Source organism: Rhodococcus sp. 27YEA6, assembly GCF_044908235.1.
GTDB classification, from domain to species: domain Bacteria; phylum Actinomycetota; class Actinomycetes; order Mycobacteriales; family Mycobacteriaceae; genus Rhodococcus_F; species Rhodococcus_F qingshengii.
The window spans coordinates 168673-191072 of sequence record NZ_JBIYCY010000008.1 but is presented as its reverse complement, the minus strand read 5'-3'; the positions used below and the strand labels follow the sequence as shown (position 1 = coordinate 191072).

At 64.1% G+C, this 22400-nt stretch carries 20 protein-coding genes; 9 read left to right on the top strand and 11 right to left on the bottom strand.

The genetic code is table 11. The annotated features are described in order from the left end of the window. Positions 1-44: 44 nt before the first annotated feature. Both ABH939_RS21230 and ABH939_RS21225 read left to right on the top strand, forming a co-directional pair. Positions 45-1709 carry an alpha/beta-hydrolase family protein gene (locus tag ABH939_RS21230; protein ID WP_007729186.1) on the top strand — a complete coding sequence of 555 codons (1665 nt, stop codon included), beginning with the start codon at positions 45-47 and terminating at the stop codon, positions 1707-1709. 127 nt (positions 1710-1836) lie between these two features. Continuing rightward, positions 1837-3114 carry a lipase family protein gene (locus ABH939_RS21225; protein ID WP_404650089.1) on the top strand — a complete coding sequence of 426 codons (1278 nt, stop codon included), beginning with the start codon at positions 1837-1839 and terminating at the stop codon, positions 3112-3114. Positions 3115-3171: 57 nt separating this feature from the next. Here ABH939_RS21225 and ABH939_RS21220 read toward each other — a convergent pair whose 3' ends face one another. Further along, complete coding sequence (locus ABH939_RS21220) at positions 3172-3624, bottom strand: hypothetical protein (RefSeq protein ID WP_039973062.1); 453 nt, start codon at positions 3622-3624, stop codon at positions 3172-3174. Positions 3625-3714: 90 nt separating this feature from the next. Here ABH939_RS21220 and ABH939_RS21215 point away from each other — a divergent pair, with 90 nt between their 5' ends. Together ABH939_RS21215 and ABH939_RS21210 are read left to right on the top strand one after the other, a co-directional pair. Next, positions 3715-4242 carry a peptidylprolyl isomerase gene (locus ABH939_RS21215; RefSeq protein WP_007729190.1) on the top strand — a complete coding sequence of 176 codons (528 nt, stop codon included), beginning with the start codon at positions 3715-3717 and terminating at the stop codon, positions 4240-4242. 17 nt (positions 4243-4259) lie between these two features. Further along, on the top strand, positions 4260-5204 hold the full coding sequence (locus ABH939_RS21210) for a rhomboid family intramembrane serine protease (RefSeq protein WP_404650088.1): 945 nt from the start codon (positions 4260-4262) through the stop codon (positions 5202-5204). Between the two features lie 31 nt (positions 5205-5235). Here ABH939_RS21210 and ABH939_RS21205 read toward each other — a convergent pair whose 3' ends face one another. Continuing rightward, positions 5236-5763, bottom strand: coding sequence for a lipoprotein LpqH (locus tag ABH939_RS21205; protein ID WP_058227419.1), 528 nt, complete (start codon positions 5761-5763; stop codon positions 5236-5238). A gap of 304 nt (positions 5764-6067) precedes the next feature. Between ABH939_RS21205 and ABH939_RS21200 the strand changes: the two genes are divergently transcribed. Beyond that, on the top strand, positions 6068-7411 hold the full coding sequence (locus ABH939_RS21200; protein WP_003942551.1) for an MFS transporter: 1344 nt from the start codon (positions 6068-6070) through the stop codon (positions 7409-7411). Here ABH939_RS21200 and ABH939_RS21195 read toward each other — a convergent pair. After that, on the bottom strand, positions 7402-9267 hold the full coding sequence (locus tag ABH939_RS21195) for a helix-turn-helix domain-containing protein (protein ID WP_404650087.1): 1866 nt from the start codon (positions 9265-9267) through the stop codon (positions 7402-7404). The genes ABH939_RS21200 and ABH939_RS21195 overlap by 10 nt on opposite strands. Positions 9268-9406: 139 nt before the next feature. Here ABH939_RS21195 and ABH939_RS21190 point away from each other — a divergent pair, with 139 nt between their 5' ends. Continuing rightward, complete coding sequence (locus ABH939_RS21190; RefSeq protein WP_404650086.1) at positions 9407-10774, top strand: FAD-binding oxidoreductase; 1368 nt, start codon at positions 9407-9409, stop codon at positions 10772-10774. 122 nt (positions 10775-10896) lie between these two features. Further along, positions 10897-11745: a TauD/TfdA family dioxygenase gene (locus tag ABH939_RS21185; protein WP_404650084.1), complete on the top strand. Its 849-nt coding sequence runs from the start codon at positions 10897-10899 to the stop codon at positions 11743-11745. 7 nt (positions 11746-11752) lie between these two features. Here ABH939_RS21185 and ABH939_RS21180 read toward each other — a convergent pair whose 3' ends face one another. Beyond that, positions 11753-12244: a PH domain-containing protein gene (locus tag ABH939_RS21180; protein WP_063315331.1), complete on the bottom strand. Its 492-nt coding sequence runs from the start codon at positions 12242-12244 to the stop codon at positions 11753-11755. A 107-nt stretch (positions 12245-12351) separates the two neighbouring features. Continuing rightward, positions 12352-12615 (bottom strand): cell division protein CrgA, encoded by a 264-nt coding sequence (gene crgA / locus ABH939_RS21175; protein ID WP_003942576.1) that lies wholly within the window; start codon positions 12613-12615, stop codon positions 12352-12354. 102 nt (positions 12616-12717) lie between these two features. On the opposite strand from crgA, the gene ABH939_RS21170 reads away from it, so the two are divergent. After that, positions 12718-13431, top strand: coding sequence for a DUF881 domain-containing protein (locus ABH939_RS21170; protein WP_003942461.1), 714 nt, complete (start codon positions 12718-12720; stop codon positions 13429-13431). 22 nt (positions 13432-13453) lie between these two features. After that, positions 13454-14119 carry an aminodeoxychorismate/anthranilate synthase component II gene (locus ABH939_RS21165; protein ID WP_003942537.1) on the top strand — a complete coding sequence of 222 codons (666 nt, stop codon included), beginning with the start codon at positions 13454-13456 and terminating at the stop codon, positions 14117-14119. Positions 14120-14176: 57 nt separating this feature from the next. Here ABH939_RS21165 and pknB read toward each other — a convergent pair whose 3' ends face one another. Genes pknB through ABH939_RS21135 form a run of 6 tightly spaced genes read right to left on the bottom strand, consistent with a single transcriptional unit; the run spans position 14177 to position 22260 of the window. Beyond that, positions 14177-16102, bottom strand: coding sequence for a Stk1 family PASTA domain-containing Ser/Thr kinase (gene pknB / locus ABH939_RS21160; protein WP_404650083.1), 1926 nt, complete (start codon positions 16100-16102; stop codon positions 14177-14179). Continuing rightward, positions 16099-17457: a protein kinase domain-containing protein gene (locus ABH939_RS21155; protein WP_019746232.1), complete on the bottom strand. Its 1359-nt coding sequence runs from the start codon at positions 17455-17457 to the stop codon at positions 16099-16101. The genes pknB and ABH939_RS21155 overlap by 4 nt, the downstream gene beginning before the upstream one ends. A 3-nt stretch (positions 17458-17460) precedes the next feature. Further along, positions 17461-18927, bottom strand: coding sequence for a penicillin-binding protein 2 (locus ABH939_RS21150; protein WP_007735774.1), 1467 nt, complete (start codon positions 18925-18927; stop codon positions 17461-17463). Further along, on the bottom strand, positions 18924-20375 hold the full coding sequence (locus ABH939_RS21145) for an FtsW/RodA/SpoVE family cell cycle protein (protein WP_003943414.1): 1452 nt from the start codon (positions 20373-20375) through the stop codon (positions 18924-18926). The genes ABH939_RS21150 and ABH939_RS21145 overlap by 4 nt, the downstream gene beginning before the upstream one ends. Continuing rightward, positions 20375-21799, bottom strand: coding sequence for a protein phosphatase 2C domain-containing protein (locus ABH939_RS21140; RefSeq protein ID WP_404650082.1), 1425 nt, complete (start codon positions 21797-21799; stop codon positions 20375-20377). Before ABH939_RS21140 ends, ABH939_RS21145 begins: the two co-directional genes overlap by 1 nt. Next, positions 21796-22260, bottom strand: coding sequence for an FHA domain-containing protein (locus ABH939_RS21135; RefSeq protein WP_003943418.1), 465 nt, complete (start codon positions 22258-22260; stop codon positions 21796-21798). The genes ABH939_RS21140 and ABH939_RS21135 overlap by 4 nt, the downstream gene beginning before the upstream one ends. Positions 22261-22400: the final 140 nt, after the last annotated feature.

The following is a 22400-nucleotide window of genomic DNA, read 5'->3' as shown; positions in this document are numbered from 1 at the left end:
CGCCTCGTGACCTGATTCGGGCACGGGGCGCATACGATTCCGGCATGAAACGTGTGTGGGAACGGCTGCGCCTCTATTGCAAGACGCTGCACCCGGTCGGGCTTGCCTTTGCTCTGGTCTTCTTCACCTGGTCGATGAGTCCGTCCCTGTTGCCGCGCGCGTGGTACCTGCAGGGCGTTGCGACGGGCATCTCGCTCGCAATGGGATACGGCGTCGGCGTGACGGTTGCCTGGATGATCCGCAAGTGCGGCGTCGAACCGCAGTGGTCGGATCGCACCAAGAAGATCGGCTGGCGAATCCTGTTGGTCGCGGCCGTCATTCTGGTGCCGACGTTCTTGGTCCTCGGTTCGTGGTGGCAGCAGATCGTTCGCGATCTCGTGGAAGCTCCACGCACCAATCAAGCGAATTATCTTCTGGTGTTGATGATTTCGCTCGGAATCTGGTTCATCCTGCTCGAGGCAGGCCGTGGTCTTCGGTTCACCACCAACAAGCTCACCGCCGTCGCACTACGGTTCGTTCCCCTCGAGGCGGCGAAGGTCGGCAGCTTGATCGTCATCTTCGCCCTCGGCATCTTCATCGTGAACGGTGCGCTGTACAACGGGCTGATCGCCTTCGCGAACTGGAGTTTCTCCGGTGCGGATCACGAAACACCGGACGGCATCGAACAGCCCATGATTGCAGAGCGGAGCGGTTCGCCGATGTCCGCCGAGGCTTGGGATTCTCTCGGTCAGGAGGGGCGCACCTTCATGGGTAGCGGTCCCACTGCAGCCGAGATCTCTGCATTGACCGGACGTGAAGCGAAGCAACCGATCCGGGTGTATGCCGGACGTGAATCCTCGGACTCGATCAACGGTGTCGCACAGCGGGTCGTCGACGAGTTGGAGCGCACCGGCGGATTCGACCGCGGAACTCTCGCAGTTGTCACGACCACCGGTCGCGGTTGGGTGAACGAGGACGTCGCGTCGGCGTTCGAGTACGTCGAGGGCGGGGACACGGCGATCGCGTCGATGCAGTACTCGTTTCTTCCGAGTCCGTTGGCCTTCATCGCCGACCGTGAGACGCCGATGATCGCCGGCCGCGCACTGTTCAACGCGGTGTACGCCAAGTGGATCGACCTGCCCGTGGAGACGCGACCGGAGCTGGTTGTCTTCGGTGAGAGCCTCGGCTCCTACGGTGGCCAGGCAGCATTTGCCGGCGCTCAGGACATGATGACGCGCGTCGACGGCGCACTGTGGGTCGGAACCCCCAACTTCACTGCTCAGTGGCAGGAAATCACGGACAGTCGTGACTCGGGCTCACCGGAGATTCTGCCGGTGATCGACGGTGGCCAGGCAATTCGGTTTGCCGGTGATCCGGAAGATCTGGAGCTGAAGTCGGACTGGGACGACGATCGCATCGTGTACTGGCAGCACGCCAGCGACCCGATCACGTGGTGGTCCTTCGACCTGCTGCTCAACAAGCCGGATTGGCTCAAAGAACCGCTGGGTCGCGACGTGGATCCGGGAATGACATGGGTTCCTCTCGTGACCTTCTGGCAGGTAACCCTCGACATGGTCTTCTCGGCTGACGTCCCGTCCGGGCACGGTCACAATTACGGCGAGGATGCAGCGGACATGTGGGCCAAGATCCTGCACCCCGAGGCCTGGACCTCGGCTGATACCGACAAGCTTCGTGCGCTGCTGACCACCAATCTGGAGCCCACGAAGTAGTCGTAAACGGTTGTATTTCAGCCTGTTAAGGCGAAAACCTCACGAAAAAGTGTTACGTGAGGTATGTGTTACTCTGCGTTCGCTGTGTGCCAAGCCACAGCGCAAGCGAACGTGGGGAGATCGAAACGTGAAGAGCAGAGCATGGTGGGCGGCCGGGGTCTCCGTCGCGGCACTGGTCATGGGTGCTGTGACGGCCCCTGCCGCAACGGCGGAGCCGGCGGATTTCTACACGCCGCCGGTCGAGCTTCCGGCAGGTGCCAACGGAGATCTCATCAAGAGTGAGCCGTCACCACTGCTGCTGAGCGTGCCCGGATCGAACGGTGCGTGGCCGGCAACCGCCACCAAGATCATGTATCGAAGCGAGGACGCCAAGGGCGCCCCCGTTGCCGTGACGGGCACCTATCTCGAACCGTCGAACCCGTGGACCGGGCAGGGGGCGCGTCCACTGGTTGCCGCAGCGGTGGGAACGCACGGGCAGGGCGATCAATGCGCTCCGTCCAAGCTGTTCAACACCGGTATCGAGTACCAGTTCCCGACGGACGTCATGGTCGGCTACGAGTCCATCTGGGTGAACACGTTGCTGCTCAACGGCATTGCCGTCGTCGTCACCGATTACGAGGGCCTCGGAACTCCGGGCGATCACACCTACGTCAACCGTGAAGCCGAAGCGCACGCCGTTCTGGACTCGGTGCGAGCCGCTCAGCAACTCCCGAACACGAGCATTCCCGCCGACGGCCCCATCGGACTGTGGGGTTACTCGCAAGGTGGTGGAGCTGCCGCTGCCGCAACGGAATTGAAGCCGTCGTATGCTCCTGAGCTTGATCTCAAGGGCACGTACGCAGGTGCACCGCCCGCCGATCTGGCGGCGACGCTGCAGCAGGTCGACGGCACGTTCCTCACCGGAGTGATCGGATACGCGCTCAACGGGATCCTTGCCCAGTACCCCGAGGTTCAGCCGCTGCTCGACGCCGAGATCAACGATCGCGGCCGACAGATGTTGGCCGCCACCAAGAACCAGTGCGTCGCCGAAAGTGGATTGCAGTTCGGCTTCCAGCAGTCGTCGAACTTCACCAATTCCGGTGAATCACTCTCCGCGGTTCTGGCGCGTCTACCCATGGCGCAGGCAATCCTCGATGAGCAGAAGATCGGCAAGCTGACGCCGGAGTCGCCCGTGCTCATTCAGCATGGCCGCTCCGACGACATCGTTCCGTTCGGCCAGGGACAGCAACTGGCGCGAGACTGGTGCGGCAAGGGTGCGACGGTGCAGTTCTCCGTCAACGAACTGCCCCCGATCATTCCGGGCATGGCAATCAATCATGCAACGCCGTACTTGGTGGGTACCCCGGAATCCGTCGGGTACATGATCGATCGCTTCAACAACGTCCCAGCACCGTCCAACTGCTGAACGTGAACATCGAAAAGCCCCGGAACACAATCTGTTCCGGGGCTTTTCGTATGTCGACTAAGCGGTCTTCTCGGCCGAGTTCTCCTCGAGGCGAGGGGGTGCGGAAGCGACCGGCGGATGCTCGCGTCGGCGGCTCTTGAAGAACACCGCGCCACCGATCACCGCAACACCGGCGATGACGAACACGGTGACGCGCTTGCGACCGCGAGGCTTCTCGGTGCGTTCCGTGGATTTCGTGGGGATGGCCTTTGCGCGCTCGACGCCCTTCTTGGCGAGGACTTTGCCCTGACGACCCAGGAACAACCCGACCTGCCCAGCGCCGCGAGCGACCGACGTGGCGACCACCGCAGCGATGCGGCGAGCGTTGTCGGCTGCCTCGGACTCCTTGATGCGAGCCGCTGTCTCTTCGAGGTAGGCGGCAGTCTCGTCGAAGGTGTCCTCGACGCGGGCGCGCGCGTGATCGAAGGTGTCGGGCAACTGCGTGCTGAGGGACTCGGTCACTCGTGTCATGACTTCACTGTGCCATAACAGTGGGGCGAGGACAGGGAGACTTTTGCGGGGCGACATCCGCGAGAACGCCGGCAATGGCACGATGGTGGTGTGACTTCAACTCATCAGACCGCAACCGCAACGCTGCACACGAACCGCGGCGACATCAAGATCGCTCTGTTCGGCAACCATGCGCCGAAGACCGTCGAGAACTTCGTCGGCCTCGCCGACGGCTCGAAGGAGTACACCACCGCAAACGCCGCCGGCACCAAGACCGGCCCGTTCTACGACGGTGCCATCTTCCACCGCGTCATCGACGGCTTCATGATCCAGGGTGGCGACCCCACCGGAACCGGCACCGGCGGCCCGGGCTACAAGTTCGGTGACGAGTTCCACCCGGAACTGCAGTTCGACCGCTCCTACCTGCTGGCCATGGCCAACGCAGGCCCGGGAACCAACGGCTCGCAGTTCTTCATCACCACCGGCCCGACGCCGCACCTGAACCGTCGCCACACCATCTTCGGTGAGGTTCTCGACGACGATTCCAAGAAGGTTGTCGACGCTATCTCCTCCACCGCCGTCGATCGTGGCGATCGTCCGGTCGAGCCCGTCGTGATCAACAGCATCACCATCTCCTGAACAGGTAAAACAAGCAGATGACGAACCCCGGTTGGGGCGGCGGTGCGAGTGAGGGCATCCCGCCCCAACCGCGGTGCGTCCGCCATCCAGATCGACCTACCGCACTTTCCTGCAATCGGTGTGGACGTCCGGCATGCCCGGACTGTCTCCGTGAGGCGGCGGTGGGATACCAATGTGTTGACTGTGTAGCTGCCGGTCAGCGTGACGTCCGTCCCGTTCGGGGCGTCGCCGGAAATGCCGTGAGCCCCACCCGCGCGGTCCCGGTCGTGACGTACACCTTGATGGGGCTCAACGTCCTGGCGTTCCTCGCGACCTTCGCGCAGTCGCGAAGCATCATGAACAATCAGGTCGGCTCGTCGATCTTCGCGAACTGGGCACTCAATCCGGGGCTGGTCGCCAGCGGTGACTGGTTCCGGCTCATCGGCTCCGGGTTCCTGCACTTCGGAATCCTGCACCTCGCGGTCAATATGTACGCCCTCTACATCCTGGGCCGCGACACCGAAATCGTGATGGGCCGCTCGAGGTACATCGGCATCTACCTGGTTTCGCTTCTCGGCGGTTCCGCCTCGGTGATGGCATTCCAGCCGGTGTTCTCCTCGCTCACGGCCCTGTCCTGGACCGCTGGAGCGTCGGGTGCAATCTTCGGCATCATGGGCGCACAGGCCGTCCTTCTACTGCGTTTGCGTCGAAGCCCGGTCCCGATCATCTCGGTGATCGCGATCAATGTGATCATCAGCATTTCGCTGCCCGGGATCTCGTTCTGGGGTCACGCGGGAGGTCTGGTGGCAGGTGCCGCAACGGCCGCTGCATTCCTGTACGCCCCACAGTGGTTGGGCGCCGGTGAGAACCGCGTGAAAGCAGTGCGGATCGGCTGGATCGCTTTTGGTGCCGTCACTGTGGTGACGTTGGGAGTCATCGTGCTCCGCGTCGTCCAACTGCGCGAACAGCTGGGAATCAGTTAGCAAAAATCCTAGGGCCCAGCCGTTCTATGGCTCAGCCGCCGATGATGGACTCGCAGGCGAACGTGATCTCGAAGCTCGACGTCGCCGTCGGGTTGCCCTTGTCCCGGGCGCCGATTCCCTCGCCCGTCACAACGAAGGTATTGCCGTCCTGCTTGGCACTGGCAGATCCGCCGGGCAGTCCCGGTGCGTATCCGGCGGTGTACGGCAGACCGTTCGATCCACCCTCGCTTCCGGCAATTCCAGCAGTCTGAACCGTGCCGGATTCATCGACGATGGCCGAGACGGTCAACATGCCGTAAGTGGCATTTTCCGCGTCGAGCAGTGTCATAACTGTCGTGCCGCCGTCCTTTGCGCACTTCGTCTCGAATTTGGCGTCGAGCGTCTTCCCGCCGACGGTGGCCGAGGATGTAGCGGACGAGGCGCCGGCAGCGCTCTTGTCGGAGTCGGTCTTGTCGGAGTCGCTGCCGCAGGCGGAGGCGAATAGGGCGACCGCCGCGAGGGTGGCAGCGACTGCGGTGGAGGACCGGCGGGTCATCGTGGTCCGAACCAACTTCGTCATGTTCTGTCCTTCAAGTCATGCGGTGCGTCCGCACTTGCTCTGGCTGTTTCGGCGACAACACTAACCACTGACTCGGTGCTCGTAGCGCTAAACCCCCAGCTCAGACGGGTTTGTCGCCTTCGGCTGATCAGGGACATTCGTCGGGCTGCCCGGGATCATCTGCCGGATCTTTGGGAGCAATCGCACATGCAGAGACGGCTTCTGTAGAGATTGTCCACATAGGTTGGGCTCAGTCGTGCTTCTACTGTGGCTTGAGTCACTTCGTAGATAGCAACGCTGACCTTTTCCGAGGAGTACCCCTGCCATGACCTCCACCGATAGCACCACCACTGACGGTGGGGTTGCGCCGAGCGAGATCGAATCTCGCGTGGTGAAGAAGGTAGCGCGACGACTGATCCCCTTTTTGATCCTGCTCTATTTCGTGAACTATCTGGATCGTACGAACATCGCCTTCGCGAAGCTCACCATGAGCGCCGACCTCGGGATGACCGAGACGATGTTCGGCCTTGCGTCCGGTCTCTTCTTTGTCGGCTACCTGCTGTTCGAGGTGCCGAGCAACCTGGCCCTGCACCGCTTCGGCGCCCGGTTGTGGATCGCGCGGATCATGCTCACCTGGGGCATCCTTGCCGCTGCGCTGGCATTCGTGCCTAACGTGGGCAGCCTCTATTTCCTCCGCATTCTGCTGGGCATCGCCGAGGCCGGCTTCTTCCCCGGAGTTCTTCTCTACCTGACCTTCTGGTTCCCGAAGAAGTACCGCGTGCGCCTGATGGGTCTGTTCCTGCTGACGCTTCCGCTCTCGTCGGCGCTCGGTGCCCCGCTTTCGGCGGCCATCATCCAGTACGGCGACGGACTGTTCGGCCTCGCCGGATGGCGCGTGATGTACCTGATCGAGGGTCTGCCCGCCGTGATCTTGGCGTTTGTCGTCTGGTTCTACCTCACCGACCGTCCCGCCGACGCGAAGTGGTTGACCCTCGAGGAGCGCACCTGGCTGATGAAGTCGATGGCCGACGAGGAGAAAGAACTCGGCGACGCCGGTCACCAGTCGGCCGGCAAAACCCTGCGTGATCCCCGCGTCATCGGTTTCGGTCTGGTCTACTTCGGAATCACGTACGGCCTTTACGCTTTGAGCTTCTTCCTGCCCAGCATCGTCGCGGGATTCAAGCAGACGTTCAACACCGATTTCTCGCTCGTCGAGACAGGCCTGATCGTGGCCGTCCCCTACGCGATCGGCGCTGTCGCGATGGTGCTGTGGAGCCGCCATTCCGACAAGACCGGTGAACGAATGTGGCACGTTGCAGCCCCGACGCTCCTGGGCGCGGTATCCATTCCGATTGCGCTGTACCTGGATTCACCGTTCACCGTCATGATCGCGGTCTCGCTCACCGCCGTCGGCGTGCTGTGTGCACTCCCCGTATTCTGGTACCTTCCCACCACGTTCCTGACGGGTGCCAGCGCGGCCGCGGGCATCGCCATGATCAACTCGATCGGCAACGCGTCGGGCTTCGGTGCTCCGTACATCACCGGCTGGCTCACCGATGTGACCGGAAATGCCAAGGCAGGACTGTGGGTGGTGGGCGCCGTGATGCTCTGTGCCGCAATCCTTGTGGTGGCGCTGGCAAAGCGATCGAGCAAGCCCGCTCAGATCTGACCGAGTTTCCCCGCACTGGCACGCAGCCGGATCAGGAGCGCAAGATCGAGCGCCTGGTCCGGCTGACGCCACTGTGTACCGATCAACCTGTCGATCGACTCGAGCCGTTGGTACAGAGTGTTGGCGTGAATCGCGAGCGCGGCGGCGGTCGCAGAATGCTTGCAATTGTGTGACAGGTACGACGCGAGGGTGTCCAATAGCGGAACGCCGCGTCGTTGCTCCTCCTCGAGGAGAGGACCGAGGGACCGCTGCGTCAGCGATTCGAGTTCTTCGCGGCCGGTGCGGCTGAGGAGAATTCGGTAGATACCGAGTGAACTTGCCGGCTCCACGTGGGAGGCCCGCCCGAGAGTCTCGAGGACGTCGACGGTGTGCTGTGCCTCGACATAGGCTCGCGCCAGAGCTTCCGCTCCCACCGCGGGATCGGCGATTCCGACGGTCGGGTTCTCCGCCGGCTGAACCCACGCCTTCGCAACTGCTGCCGGTGACATTCCGGGAATCAGTGCGATGACTCGTGAACCATGTTCGGCAACAACGGTTCCTGACGGGAATGCAATTTCCTCGATACTGCGACGCGCACGGTCGACGGCGTCGGCCGGGCGGGCCACCACGACGGTGTACGAGCGGTCAGGATTGAGCCCGGCCAGGCGGAACTGACCGGTGACCTCGGCCGGCGTCGGCGCAGGCCTGGTGATCAGATCGACCAGAAATGCGTCGCGTGCCCGACGGGTGGCTTCCCGGGCTGCCCGTTCGCCGACCAGTGCCAGCGCAATGGCGGGAGCAGACCTTTCGAGTGCCAATCTCATGGCGGCGGTGGGTTCCTGGCGCGAGAGTAGGAACAGAACTCCGAGTTGGTCACCGGCACTGCGTACTTCGGTGGCGAACAGGAACTGCTCACCGACGGTGAGCGTCACCTCCTGCTCGCGTCGGTCAGCGGCAAAGATGTCGAAGACCCGATGCACGCTCTCGCTCACCCGTTGCAGTCCCGGTGGAATCTCGGATGTTCCGGTCACGAAGAACACCGGCGAACCCGTCGACGCCGAGGTTTCCTCCACGAGTTCACGGACTCCACCGCCGCGCAGGACAACTTGTGTGAGCGATCGGTCCCAGGTCAGTGTCTGTTCGAGAAGTGCTGTGCGCTCGGCAAGTTCGGTGTTCGCGGCGTTCACTTCTGCAACCGTCGCGCGATAGCGTTCGAGAGAGCGGGCATTCTCGATCGCCACCGAGGCATGAGCTGCGAGGGCGGACAGCAACGCAACTTCCTCGTTGCCGAATCGGCGCTCTTGACGTTTGCACGCGCAGAGGGCACCCAGGATCTTGCCGTTCAAAGTCAGCGGAACGGCCAACAGGCCGCGCATGTTCTCGGCTCGTGCTGCGTCGTCGGCCGGTCCGATATGTGCAAACGAGGGATCGTTGCGATAGTCGGACGACCAAGCAGGAGAAGAGTTCTCGACCACTCGACCGATCAGACCTTCGCGGAACGGAACCGTGAGGCCGAGCAGTTGGGACGTGTACGCACCGCTCGTGACTTCGATGATCAAGATGTCGTCGTGAATGAGAGCCAGGTACGAAAGGTCGACCCCGAGTAGTCGTTTGGCCTGATCCACGATCTCCTGCAGGAGGGCGTGGTGATCGTGCATCGTGGTGAGCAGCGACGCGATGTCGTTGAGTGCCCCGAGTTCGGTGGCGCGCTGTCGGCGCTGAGCCAGGAGACTTCGTAGTTGAAGCGCCGATCGGGCTTCTCGCTCGATCTCGGCGGCGACCTCGGGGCCTGACCCAGCGGCCAACTGATCGCGGTGTTCGATCAGTTCCTCGGTGGATGCCTCGGCCAGGAGAAGCTGTAGCCAGTTCTCGTGCATCCGCGCTCCCTTGTCAGACCAACTCGTCAGACCAACTCGTCTGACCAAAGATGAGTATGGAGAGAATGTCCATACAGTTTCCGGTTTCTCGGAGTAAATCTACATGGGGCGGTGTAGCCGCCGTCACTATCGTGGAGACATGACACTCCTCGAGGCGCTCGGCTCGCAGATCGATGCGGATCGACTGATCACCGACCCCGACATCATGGCGAGCTACATCCACGACGACGCCGAGTGGGCTCCCTACGAGATGCCTGTCGCAGTGGTCCGCCCGCGCACAGCCGAGCAGGTACAGACAGTTGTGCAGGCGTGCATCGCCCACGGTGCGCCCGTCGTCACGCGCGGCGCCGGAACCGGTCTGTCGGGCGGAGCCAATGCAGTCGCCGGCGGCGTCGTGATCGCCTTCGACGCGATGAACGCCATCAAGGAGATCAACACCCTCGAGCGTTTGGCCGTGGTCGAACCCGGAGTGGTCAACGATCACCTCCGCGACGCCTGCGCCGAGCACGGCCTCTGGTATCCACCCGATCCGGCGAGCGCACCCTGGTCGACGATCGGCGGCAACGTCGCGACCAATGCCGGCGGCCTGTGTTGCGTCAAGTACGGCGTCACCAAGGACTACGTACTGGGCATGCAGGTGGTCACCGGAACCGGTGAGCTGGTTCGGCTCGGGCGTCGAACTGCCAAGGGAGTGGCTGGGTTTGATCTCTCGGCACTCATGGTCGGCTCCGAAGGCACTCTCGGGGTGATCACCGAGGTGACCGTCAAGCTTCGTCCTCAGCGCGATCCCGAACGCACCATCGTCGGATACTTCGACTCCATCGTTGCTGCGGGCAAGGCCGTCGAAGCCGTCGCCGCAGACGGTCTCACGCCGTCGGCCCTCGAGTTGATCGATCGGCAGTGTCTCCTTGCCGTCGATGCCTGGAAGAACATGGGCCTCTCGGCCGATGCCGAGGTGGTCCTGCTCGGCCGCATCGACACACCTGGCGAGATCGGCGACGCCGAAGCTGAGCGAATGTTGGCCTGCTTCAACCGCTCCGGGGCTACCTGGAGCGCCAGATCCACCGATCAGGAGGAAGCCGACGCCTTGTTCTCCGCCCGGCGTCTGGCGTACCCCGCCCTCGAGCGGCTCGGCCCGGTGCTCACCGAGGACATCTGCGTCCCCAAGGCAGCGGTCCCGGAGATGTTGGCGCGCATCGAGGCCATTTCGGCCCGGCACGACACGCACATCGCGAACATCGCGCACGCGGGTGACGGCAACCTGCACCCGCTGCTGATCACGCCACACGACGACCAAGCGGCGCGAAGGCGCGCTCAGGCCGCTTTTGCCGAGATCATCGACAACGCCCTCGAGTTGGGCGGAACCGTCACCGGCGAGCACGGCGTCGGCCTGCTGAAGATGGGTGGCCTGGCGCAAGAACTGTCACCGGCCGTCGTCGCGATGCATCACGCGATCAAGGGCGCACTCGACCCCCACGGAATCATGAACCCCGGCAAGGTGATCTGAAAGGCCGGGTGATCTGAAGGCTGGCTCCGTAACCGAATCGGTTTCCGGAGTTACGCCGTCGAAATGACGAGTTCCTACGCTCGAGTTGAACCGTTTGGCCAACTCGACGTATGGAGTCATGAATGTTCTCTTCCGATTTGACGCTGGCAAGTGTTGTTCCGCGGCGCGTGGACACGGTCGAGGCCGTCCGGGCGGCAATCGCTCTGGACGGCGCCGCGGTCTTCGGTGGCCTGCGCTCCGAGGAAGATGCCATTGCCTTCGCGTCGAAGTTGCTCGGTGAGAAGTGCATTCGCGTCGGCCGTCAGTTCGAGGCGAGTGCCAAGAGTCAGGATGCCGAAGCAGCTGTCGTCGACACCCAACCGGTGGACGAACGCGGCAGGAAGCGCTCGTTCGGCATCTCCGGCGAGCGGATGACCGCCCACAACGACGGTTTTGCGTTCGGTGACTACGCGCCCGACTATCTGTTTCTGTGGTGCAAGCGTCCGGCGTATCCGAGTGGCGGCGACTCGTTTCTCATCGATGCGCTCAAACTGACGCGGTTGCTCGCCTTCGATCCCGCAACCGCTGAATTGGCCGAATTCTGTTGGAGCACAGACATCGACCATTCGGAACCGAACCTCCCGCAGAACACATTTGCGCCGATCGCCAGGACGGTGCCGAGTGGACGCAACCAGGTTCGCTATCACCCGTACCTCGCGCCGATCGCCGGTGAATCGGAAGTAGCGCAGTGGCCGCTGGTGAAGCAGTGGAGTGAGGCTGTGATTCACGTGCGCGACAGCGGTCCGATGTTCCGCGCCGAAGCCGGCGAGATGATCTGCATCGACAACTACCGGGTACTGCACGGCCGCGACGGATACACCGACCCCGGCCGTGAGCTGTACTCGATCTGGGGATGGTCGAGCGACGCAGTCGCGGTGCCGCAGCAGGCTCTCGACATCGTGCAGCCGGACCTCGCGGCACTGGCCATGTAACCCGCGCTTATTTCTCGGGCGGCACCAAACCGTGAACGGCGAGCACGTCCAGGACGTCCTCCGGTGACGTGCCGAGATCCCAGCGTCCGAAGATCAACAGCTTCTCCGTGTCGGTGGGACGGTCGACGATGTCGATCTCGAGCATCGGGACGCGTCGACCGAGGCGCGGGTAGCGGACGAGACGGACCCGGTCGATCTGTTCGCGGGTGAACTCGTGGCGGGCGCGCAGGCGCTGCACCGCGATCGACTTGGTTCCCGCGTCTTCGATCACAGCCAGGCGGGGGCGCTGACGCAGGGCGAGTCCGCCCATCACGAACAGCCCGATCACCGCGAGGGCGAGCAGGAAGCGCCCGGCAGGCTCCGTGGGCGCGATTATCGAGGCGATCGCGAGGGCAATTCCGCCGCCGAACATCGCGTAGACAACACCCATCGGAGTGGCCCACGAGACGACTTCCGTGGCGTTGTCACGAGGCTGTGGATGAAATTCATCCTCGAGCATGTGGATAACTTCCTAGGTTGTCCACAGGGGTTATCCACAATGGGGATGAATGACACCCATGTAATTGAGAGACGGTCACGATTCGAGTCGAATCAGATACTCGCTGGTCAGCGCCATCTCATGGTCATCACAAGACCCACAACCATGAAGCCGAAGCCGACGAGGAAGTTATAGTTTCCCAAGTCGTTCATCCACGTGATCGAATCCGCGGCCAAGTAGTACACAATCAACCACGCCAGGCCGACGAGCATGAATCCGAGCATTACGGAGACGTACAACGTGCTCGACGGACCCATCTTCACCTTCACCGGAGTGCGGTTTGCCGGGTTGACTGTGTAGTCGTTCTTCTTACGGACCTTCGACTTGGGCATGACGTCCTCGCTCTACGGTGTGACCTGCATGTGTTACCTACACGCTAACGTAGCTGTGTCCAGTTGGTCACCGGCCGACCTGCACAATCCGGGAGGAGCCACGTGTCTTCGGGTGAATCTTCACGAACCGTCTGGCACATCGGTGTACTTGCCGTCTGCCTGGTAGCCGGTCTGATGGTCGCCACGGCGCAACGATCCGCCGAGGAAAACCAGCTCCAGGTCACCGAAAGCACCAGGCTCTCCGATCTGGTCCGCAGCGCCCAGGCCAATGCCGAAAAAGTTTCGGCCGACCGGGACGAACTTGCCGCTCAGCTCGATTCGCTGCAGCAAGACGCCGCTCGGTCCGACGCCGGAGTGGCCGCCGCGCTCGGAGACATCAAGAACATCTCCGCCGACGCGGGACTGACGGAGATGACCGGCCCGGGTGTTGTCGTCACGATGACGGACGCTCCGCGCAACGCCGACGGCAAGTATCCGGTCGACGCCACCCCGGACGACCTCGTCGTGCATCAGCAGGACGTCCAGAGCGTCCTGAACGCACTGTGGGCGGGCGGTGCCGAAGCGGTGGGCATGCAGGACCAACGGATCATCAGTACGTCGGCGCCGCGGTGCATCGGAAACACCCTCCTTCTTCACGGACGTACCTACAGCCCGCCGTACGTGATGAGTGCCATCGGCGACGTCGCGCGCCTCGAGGCGGCACTCGCTGCCGAACCGGGCATTCGGATCTACAAGCAGTACGCGACCCGCTTCGGCCTCGGGTACACGCAGGCGACGCCGTCGCAGATCACGGTCCCCGCCTATACCGGCGGATAGCACAGGCGTTTACCCTGCTCTCATGAGGATTCTCGTCGTCGACAACTACGACAGCTTTGTGTTCAACCTGGTGCAGTACCTCGGCCAGCTCGGAACCGAAGCCGTGGTCTGGCGCAACGACGATCCACAACTGACGGCAGACCTCGAAGGTGCAGTAGCGCAGTTCGACGGCATTCTCCTGAGCCCGGGCCCCGGAACTCCGCAGCGCGCGGGAGCGACGATGGATCTGGTGAAGGTCTGCGCCGATACCAAGACTCCGCTGCTTGGCGTCTGCCTCGGACATCAGGCGATCGGTGCGGCTTTCGGCGGAACCGTCGACCGCGCGCCCGAACTGCTTCACGGCAAGACGAGTCTGGTTCATCACAAGGACGTCGGCGTCCTGGCCGGACTGCCCGATCCGTTCACCGCTACCCGCTACCACTCGCTGACGGTTCTCGAGGACACCATTCCCGAGGAACTCGAGGTGACCGCCCACACCGAGAGCGGCGTCGTGATGGCGATGCGCCACCGCGAACTGCCGATTCACGGCGTCCAGTTCCACCCCGAGTCCGTACTCACCCAGGGTGGACACCGGATGCTCGCGAACTGGCTCGCAGTCTGCGGTGAGGCGCCGCCGGAAGGGCTCGTCGCAGCCCTCGAGGCCGAGGTCGCGTCGGCGCTCGGCGGCGCATTGCCCGCAATTCTCTGACACCTGTCCACAAAAAAGTGCCTCCCGGAAATCTCCGGGAGGCACTTTTTCACTTTGCTAGCGGCCGGGGATTCCGAGCGCTCCGACGCTGACGGTGATGACTGCGTCCTTGGAGATCTCCGAGCCCGGAGGCTGCGTCTGCGAGACGATCTTGCCCACCATTTCCGGGGTGAGCGTCGTGCTCTGGTTCTGCACCAGCTGCGATGCAGTTCCCGCCCAGCCGGCTGCGCGAAGCGTGCTCAACGCCTCCGACACCGTCTTGTTGGTCAGATCAGGCATCGCGACCTGGTTGCCGTTGGACACTCGTAGCGTCACGGTCGAACCCTTGGTGGCCGAAGTACCGCCGGTCGGGTCGGTCGAAACAACCTGTCCCTTGGGCAGTCCCGAATCGATCTCCGTGATCTGGACGACGAACCCGGCACCTTCGATGTTGGGCCTCGCCACCTCTTCACGCTGACCGGTGACATCCGGGACACGAACCTGCTCCGGTCCGGTGCCGACGGTGATCGAGACCGCGGAATCGAGAACAACCGACACTCCGACGGCCGGGTCCTGATTGACGATCTTGTCGACCTCGGCGACGGTCGATGCCGCCTTGCCGATGGTCGGATCAAGTCGGAGTCCGACGGAGTTGAGCTTCTTCTCGGCGTCGTCCTGGCTCAGGCCGGTCAGGCGTGGGATCGCGACCTGCTCGGGTCCGGTGGACACGTCGATGGTGACGGTGCTGCCCTTCTCGATGCGCACCCCGGCAACCGGACGCGTCGTGATGACGTTTCCGGCAGCGATCACCTTGTCCGTCTTCTGCTGACGCTCCACCTGGAATCCGGCGTTGGTCAGCGTCGCCTCGGCGACGTCGGCGGGCTGGTTGGTCAGGTCACCCGGAACGGTCACCATCTCGACCTTCGGCGAGTTCACCCGAATGAGGAAGAACGTCACCAGACCGATCACCAGAAGCGCCGCGATGCCCATCAGGGCGTAGCGCCCGCCCTTCTTCTTGGCAGGCGGCTCGGCGGCGCGAGTTGTCCTCGCAGGAACCGGCTCGACCGGATCGGGAGCAGTGCGGTAGTTCCCGGTGTCGGAGCCGACGGCGCCGAGGATGGTGGTGCGGTCCTCGTCGTTCATCACCATCGGCGCACTCGGACGCTGACCGCCCAGGACGCGTACCAAGTCGCTGCGCATGTCGCCGGCGCTCTGGTAGCGGTTGGCTGGGTTCTTGCTCATCGCCTTGAGAATGATCGAATCCAGCTCGCGCGGAATGTCGGGATTGATCTCCGACGGCGTCTGCGGATCCTCACGAACATGCTGGTACGCCACGGCGACCGGTGAATCACCCTTGAACGGCGGCTCGCCCGTCAGAATCTCGAACAGCACACAACCGAGCGAGTAGACGTCCGAACGTGCGTCCACCTGCTCACCTCGCGCCTGCTCCGGCGAAAGGTACTGAGCGGTGCCGATCACGGCGGCCGTCTGCGTCATCGGGCTCGACGCGTCGGAAATGGCACGGGCGATACCGAAGTCCATCACCTTCACGGCGCCGGCACGGTTGATCATGATGTTGGCGGGCTTGACGTCGCGGTGCACGATGCCGTTGCGGTGGCTGAAGTCCAAAGCGGCGCACACGTCCGCGATCACTTCCATCGCCTTGCGCGGAGTCATCGGCCCGGTGCTGCGCACGATGTCACGCAACGTGTCGCCGTCGACGTACTCCATGACGATGTACGGCAGCGGCCCGGCGTCGGTCTCGGCTTCACCGGTGTCGTAGACGGCCACGATCGCCGGATGGTTCAGCGCGGCAGCGTTCTGCGCCTCACGACGGAACCGCAAGTAGAACGTGGGATCGCGCGCGAGGTCTGCACGCAGCACCTTGATCGCGACGTCGCGGCTGAGTCGGAGGTCGCGCGCCAGGTGAACCTCGGACATTCCGCCGAAGCCGAGAATCTCACCCAGCTCGTAGCGGGAGGAGAGATTGCGGGGTGTCGTCATTGGTCTTGTCCTAGCGGTTCTTCAGCGTCTCCGGGATCCGCCAACGGCTCAGTGGTCGTTGTGGTCGTCGTTGTCGTCGTGGTGGTGGTTGTGGTCGTCGGAGTTGTTGTTGTCGTGGTCGGCGTTGTTGTGGTTGTTGTCGGCTCGGTCGTGGTTGTCGTCGGCCGAGTCGTCGTTGTTGTCGGCTCGGTGGTCGTCGTCGTCGGCCGAGTCGTCGTCGTGGTGGGCTTGGTCGTCGTGGTGGTCGGCAACGTCGTGGACGTGACGACGGGCGGCGTCGGGTCGCTCGGACCGTCGGTCGCGATCCAGACTCCGCCGATGATCAACGCCAACAAGATCAATCCGCCGCCGGCCCATGCGACGGCCTTCTGCCCACTGGTCATTCCGCCGGCTGCCGCGTCGTCCGCAACAGCTGCGCCCGTCACCGGGCCCGCGTACGTCGGCGGCATGACCTGCGTGGCACCCGTAGCCGGCAACGCGCTCGCGGCACCGGTGGCGAGCAGACCGGGCGGCGGTGGACGCCTCCCTGCCCGAACGGCTGCAACGGCGTCGGCGAACTCACCGCCACTGGCGTAACGGCCGGCCGGATCCTTGGTCAACGTGATGTCGATGAGCTCGCGGATGTTCGGCGGCAGGTCGGCCGGCATCGGCGCCGGGGTTTCCTGCACGTGCTTCATCGCGACGGTCAGCGCGCCGTCACCGGTGAACGGGCGTCGACCCGAAAGTGCTTCGTATCCGACGATTCCCAACGAGTACACGTCACTCGCCGCGGTCGCGTCCTGACCGAGAGCCTGCTCGGGCGCGATGTACTGGGCGGTGCCCATCACCATTCCCGTACGCGTGACGGGAGAGTTCTCGACGGCCTTGGCGATGCCGAAGTCCGTGATCTTCACCTGGCCCGTCGGCGTGATGAGGATGTTGCCCGGCTTCACGTCGCGGTGCACGACACCGGCGTCGTGTGCGACCTGCAGGGCGCGGCCGGTCTGCTCGAGCATGTCGAGGGCATGCGGAACCGCCAGGCGGCCGACGCGTGCCAGGACGGCGTTGAGCGGCTCACCGTTGACGAGTTCCATCACCAGGTACGCCGTGGAATCGCCCGAGCTGTCACGGGTCTCGCCGTAGTCGTAGATTCCGGCGATACCGGGATGGTTGAGCTGTGCGGTGGTGCGGGCCTCGAAGCGGAAGCGCTCCAAGAACTCCGGATCGGAAGAGAACTCGGACTTGAGTACCTTGACGGCGACGCGACGGTTGAGCCGGGAGTCGGTGGCTTCCCACACCTGACCCATCCCACCGGTGGCGATGAGACGGATCAATCGGTAACGATCGGCGATCAAAGCGCCGTTGTTCAACGCCACGGTTCAGCCCCCTTGGATTCCGGCTGCGATGACTGCACGACCGATCGGCGCAGCAACCGAGCCACCGGTAGCGGCAAGTCCGCGGTCACCACCGTTCTCGACGATGACGGCCACGGCGACCGTCGGATTCTGCGCCGGTGCAAAAGCGATGTACCAGGCGTGCGGCGGGGTTTCCCGCGGGTTCACGCCGTGCTCGGCGGTACCGGTCTTGGACGCGATCTGAACCCCGGGGATCTTGCCGTCGCCGCCGGTGAAGTTCTCCGAGCCGATCATCAGATCAGTCAGCGTTGCGGCCACTGCCGGCGAGATCGCCTGACCCATCGACACCGGTGACGGCGTACTGAGATCGGTCAGATCCGGTGCTTGCAACTGGGAGATCAGGTTGGGCTGCATCCGCACACCACCGTTGGCGACGGTCGCGGCGATCACTGCGTTCTCGAGCGGGGTCACCGCGACGTCGCGCTGGCCGATGCTGGTCTGGCCGAGAGCCGCGTCGTCGGAGATGTCGCCGACGGTGCTGTCAGCAACCGGCAGCGGGATCGCCGGAGTGTTGGGCCCGATGCCGAAAGCGCTGGCCTCGTCCTTGATGGCGTCCGCGCCGTCCTTGATGCCCAGTTCGACGAAAGCCGTGTTGCACGAGCGCGCAAACGCGTCGCGCAACGACGCCGTCGGGTTGGGGCCGCAGGTGCTGCCGTTGTAGTTCTCGAGGGTCGTGCTGGTGCCGGGCAGCGTGATCTGCGGAGCCGCGGTCAGCTGGTCGTCCGGCGTCGCACCGTTGCCAAGAGCTGCGGCCGTGGTGAGCACCTTGAACGTCGAGCCGGGTGGGTAGGTCTGCGAGATCGCGCGGTTGACCAGCGGATCGTTGGGATCGGCATTGAGCTCGTCCCACGCCTTGGTGGTCTCGGCACCGTCGTGGCTGGCAAGCAGGTTCGGGTCGTAGCTCGGAGTGCTGACCATCGTCAGGATGCGTCCGGTGCTCGGCTCGATGGCGACGACGGAACCGGTGTAACCCTTGCTGGTCAGCTGGTCGTACGCCACCTGCTGCATGGCCGGATTGAGCGTCGTGACGACGTTGCCGCCGCGCGGATCGCGTCCGGACACCAGGTCGAAGAAGCGCTGACTGAACAGCCGGTTGTCCGAGCCGTTGAGAATCGGATCCTCGGTGCGCTCGAGGCCGGCGCTGCCGTACTGCATCGAGTAGAAGCCCGTGACCGGTGCGTACGGGTACGGATTCGGATACTCGCGCAGGTACTTGTACCGGTCGTCGGTGGCGCGGGAGGCGGCAAGCACCTGACCGGAAGCCGAGATCTGACCTCGCTGGCGTGAGTACTCGTCGAGCAGCACCCGCGAGTTGCGCGGGTCGGCTCGCAGGTCGTCAGCTTTGATGACCTGTACGTACGTGGCGTTGGCGAGGAGCGCGACGACCATCACCATGACGGCCATCGCGACGCGGCGCAGTGGAGTGTTCATACGCGCGGCATCATCTCGGTATTGGCGTCAGCGATTGGGGGCGGACCTTTCTTCTTCGTCACTACCGGCGCACGAGCCGCGTCCGAGATCCGGACGAGGATGGCCAGCAGTAGATAATTCGCGAGCAGCGACGAGCCGCCGTACGACATGAACGGTGTTGTCAGACCAGTCAGCGGGATCAGCTTGGTGACGCCGCCGACGACGACAAAGATCTGGATCGCAATGGTGAACGACAGACCGGCGGCGAGCAGTTTGCCGAAGCTGTCGCGCACCGCCAACGCCGTACGCAGGCCGCGCACGATGAGAAGCAGGAACAGCATCAGCACAGCGGCCAGGCCGATCAGGCCGAGCTCTTCGCCGATGGTCGCGATGATGAAGTCCGTCTTCGCGAACGGCACCTGGTTGGGGCGGCCGCTGCCCAGACCCGTTCCGGCGATACCACCGGTGGCCAGGCCGAACAGCGATTGCGAGATCTGATAGCCAGTGTTGGCGTAGTCGCCGAGCGGATCGAGCCAGGTGTCGACGCGCACGCGCACGTGACCGAACATCTTGTAGGCGAAGAAGAATCCGATGGCGAGCAGTCCGCCGCCGATCACCAGCCAGCCCACACGTTCGGTCGCGATGTAGAGCATCACCAGCACGGTGCTGAAGAGCAGCAACGACGTACCGAGGTCGGTTTCGAAGACGAGCACACCCACCGAGACGATCCAGGCGAGCAGGATCGGGCCCAGGTCGCGGGCACGCGGAAAGTCCATGCCCAGGAAGTGTTTACCGGCCGAGGTGAACAGGTCGCGCTTGGCGACGAGCACGGACGCGAAGAAGATGATGAGCAGGATCTTCGCGAACTCACCTGGCTGAATGCTGAATCCGGGCAGGCGAATCCAGATTTTTGCGCCGTTCACGCTCGAGAACTTCGCCGGCAGGATCGCGGGAATCGCCAGGAACACCAGGCCCGCGAGGCCAAGCGTGTAGCTGAACCGCGCCATCAGGCGGTAGTCCTTCAAGAACACGAGCAGCAGCACGAAACCGGTGATCGCCAATGCAGTCCACATGACCTGCTGGTTCGCATCCGGTGACGGTGCCTCGACGCCGTTGTAGAGCGCTGTCTGTTCGTCGGCGAGGTCGAGTCGGTGGATGAGCACCAACCCCAGGCCGTTGAGCAGGGCGACGATCGGCAGCAACAGCGGATCGGCGTACGGCGCATACCGCCGAATTGCCAAGTGCGCGATCAGGAACAAGCCCGTGTACGCGAGTGCGTACTTGGCGAGGTCCAGCGTGATCTTCTGTTCCTGGCTCGCCTCGACGAGCAGAAGCGAGACCGTCGTGATGATGACGGCAAAGCCCAGGAGCAGCAGCTCCACGTTTCGACGGGTCGACTGGACCGGCGCCGGGGCAAAACCTCCGGGCGGACTCGGAAAAGCCGTCCCCGCAGCTGCGTTGGACGACATCAGTTGACCGTCCTGCAAGTCTGACCGGGAATGTCGGTCGGCGTCGGCGTAGTCGTGGGTGCCGCCGTCGTCGGCGCAGCAGGCTCCCCGGGCGGTGTGGGGGGCGGCGTGGTCTCCGGTGCCGGCGGGGGAGTGGGCGTGGCCGTCGTCGTCGGAATCGGCTCACAACGAGGCAGCAGATCGCCGCCGATGAGACGGATCATCTGGCTCTGCGCATCCTCACGCTTGCCGGACGGCAACCCGGCGCGCACCTGCTCCTGCGCCGACGGCTGCAGATCGGTGACCTCGAGGATGTTGCAGTTGCTGGGAATCGCGTCAGGGGAGACGAGAGTGAGGACGTCGTCGTCGCCGACGCAACCCACCAGATCCGCGTCTTGCAGCGAGTAACCGAGCACCGAACCGGGGATTCCGCGCAGCACCGTCACGCGGCCGTTGTCTTCGCCGACGTAGTAGTTGTTGCGGATGACGGCGCGGCCGATCACGGCGCCGACGCCGACCAGTGCGATCAGCACCACGGCGAGGACCACCCACCACAACCGGTTCCGCTTCTTCTTCGGTTCCGGTTCGGGTTGGGAGACAACTCGCTTGGGCGTCGCGCGCGGCGGACGCATGGCAGCGGCGCGGCCGGCAGCGGTGTTGGGGGGAGGGGCGTCCTCTTCCTCTTCCGTCGACGCGGCGCCCGCGACGATGGGATGCGACTGGCCGTAGTCGAGGTCGATGACATCGGCGACGACGACAGTGACATTGTCGGGACCGCCGCTGCGCAGCGCCAATTCGATGAGGCGATCGGCGCACTGCTCCTGCGAGCCCTCGCGCATCGTGTTCTCGATGGTCTCGTCGCTGACCACGTCGGAGAGGCCGTCGGAGCAGAGCAGGTAACGATCGCCGGCGCGGGCTTCGCGCACGGTGAGCGTCGGCTCGATCTCGTTGCCGGTCAACGCCCGCATGATCAGGGATCGCTGCGGGTGAGTGTGTGCCTGTTCGGCGGTGATCCGACCCTCGTCGACCAACGACTGCACGAAAGTGTCGTCGCGGGTGATCTGCGTCAGGTGGTCGTCACGCAGCAGGTAGGCGCGTGAGTCGCCGATGTGGACCAGGCCGAGCTTGCTGCCGGAGAAGAGGATCGCGGTGAGCGTGGTGCCCATGCCGTCGAGTTCGGGTTCTTCCTCGACATGATCGGCGATGGAATCGTTGCCCTCGCGGGTGGCTGCCTCGAGCTTGCCGAGCAGATCCTCGCCGGGCTCGTCGTCGTCGAGATGCGCCAGGGCGGCAATCATCAACTGCGACGCGACCTCACCGGCCGCGTGTCCGCCCATACCGTCGGCCAAGGCCAGCAGACGGGCACCGGCGTACACGGAATCTTCGTTGTTGGAGCGCACGAGACCGCGGTCGCTGCGCGCCGCGTAGCGGAGAACAAGGGTCACGGGCGTAGCTCGATTACCGTCTTGCCGACGCGAACCGGGGTGCCCAGCGGGACGCGCACCGCAGTCGTGACCTTGGCGCGGTCCAGATAGGTGCCATTGGTCGAACCGAGATCCTCGACGTACCAATCAGCGCCGCGCTGCGAGAGCCGTGCATGGCGCGTCGACGCGTAATCGTCGGTGAGAACGAGCGTCGAATCGTCGGCGCGGCCGATCATGACGGGCTGAGAACCGAGGGTGATGCGGGTGCCGGCGAGGGCGCCCTGCGTGACCACCAGGTACCGAGGCACCTTGGCCTTGCCCAGCGAGGGCAGGACCTTTCCGGCGCGGGTGTACCGCGGCGGAACCCTGACCCCGGAGCCGGCGTAGATGTCGGAGCGGAGAGTGCGGAGGACTGCCCAGACGAACAGCCACAGTAGGAGCAGGAAGCCCGCCCGTGTGAGTTGCAGAATCAGGCCCTGCACGGCTGTCCACCTCCTTCTATGGCTCGAGCCCCGCCGCAGCGGGGTTCGAGCATTGTCGACTGGCAGCATCATAGGGGGCTCTGGGCCCCGAAGATCACGATACTGACAGCCGCGTGACGGCGGCGCGCCGACGGACCGCC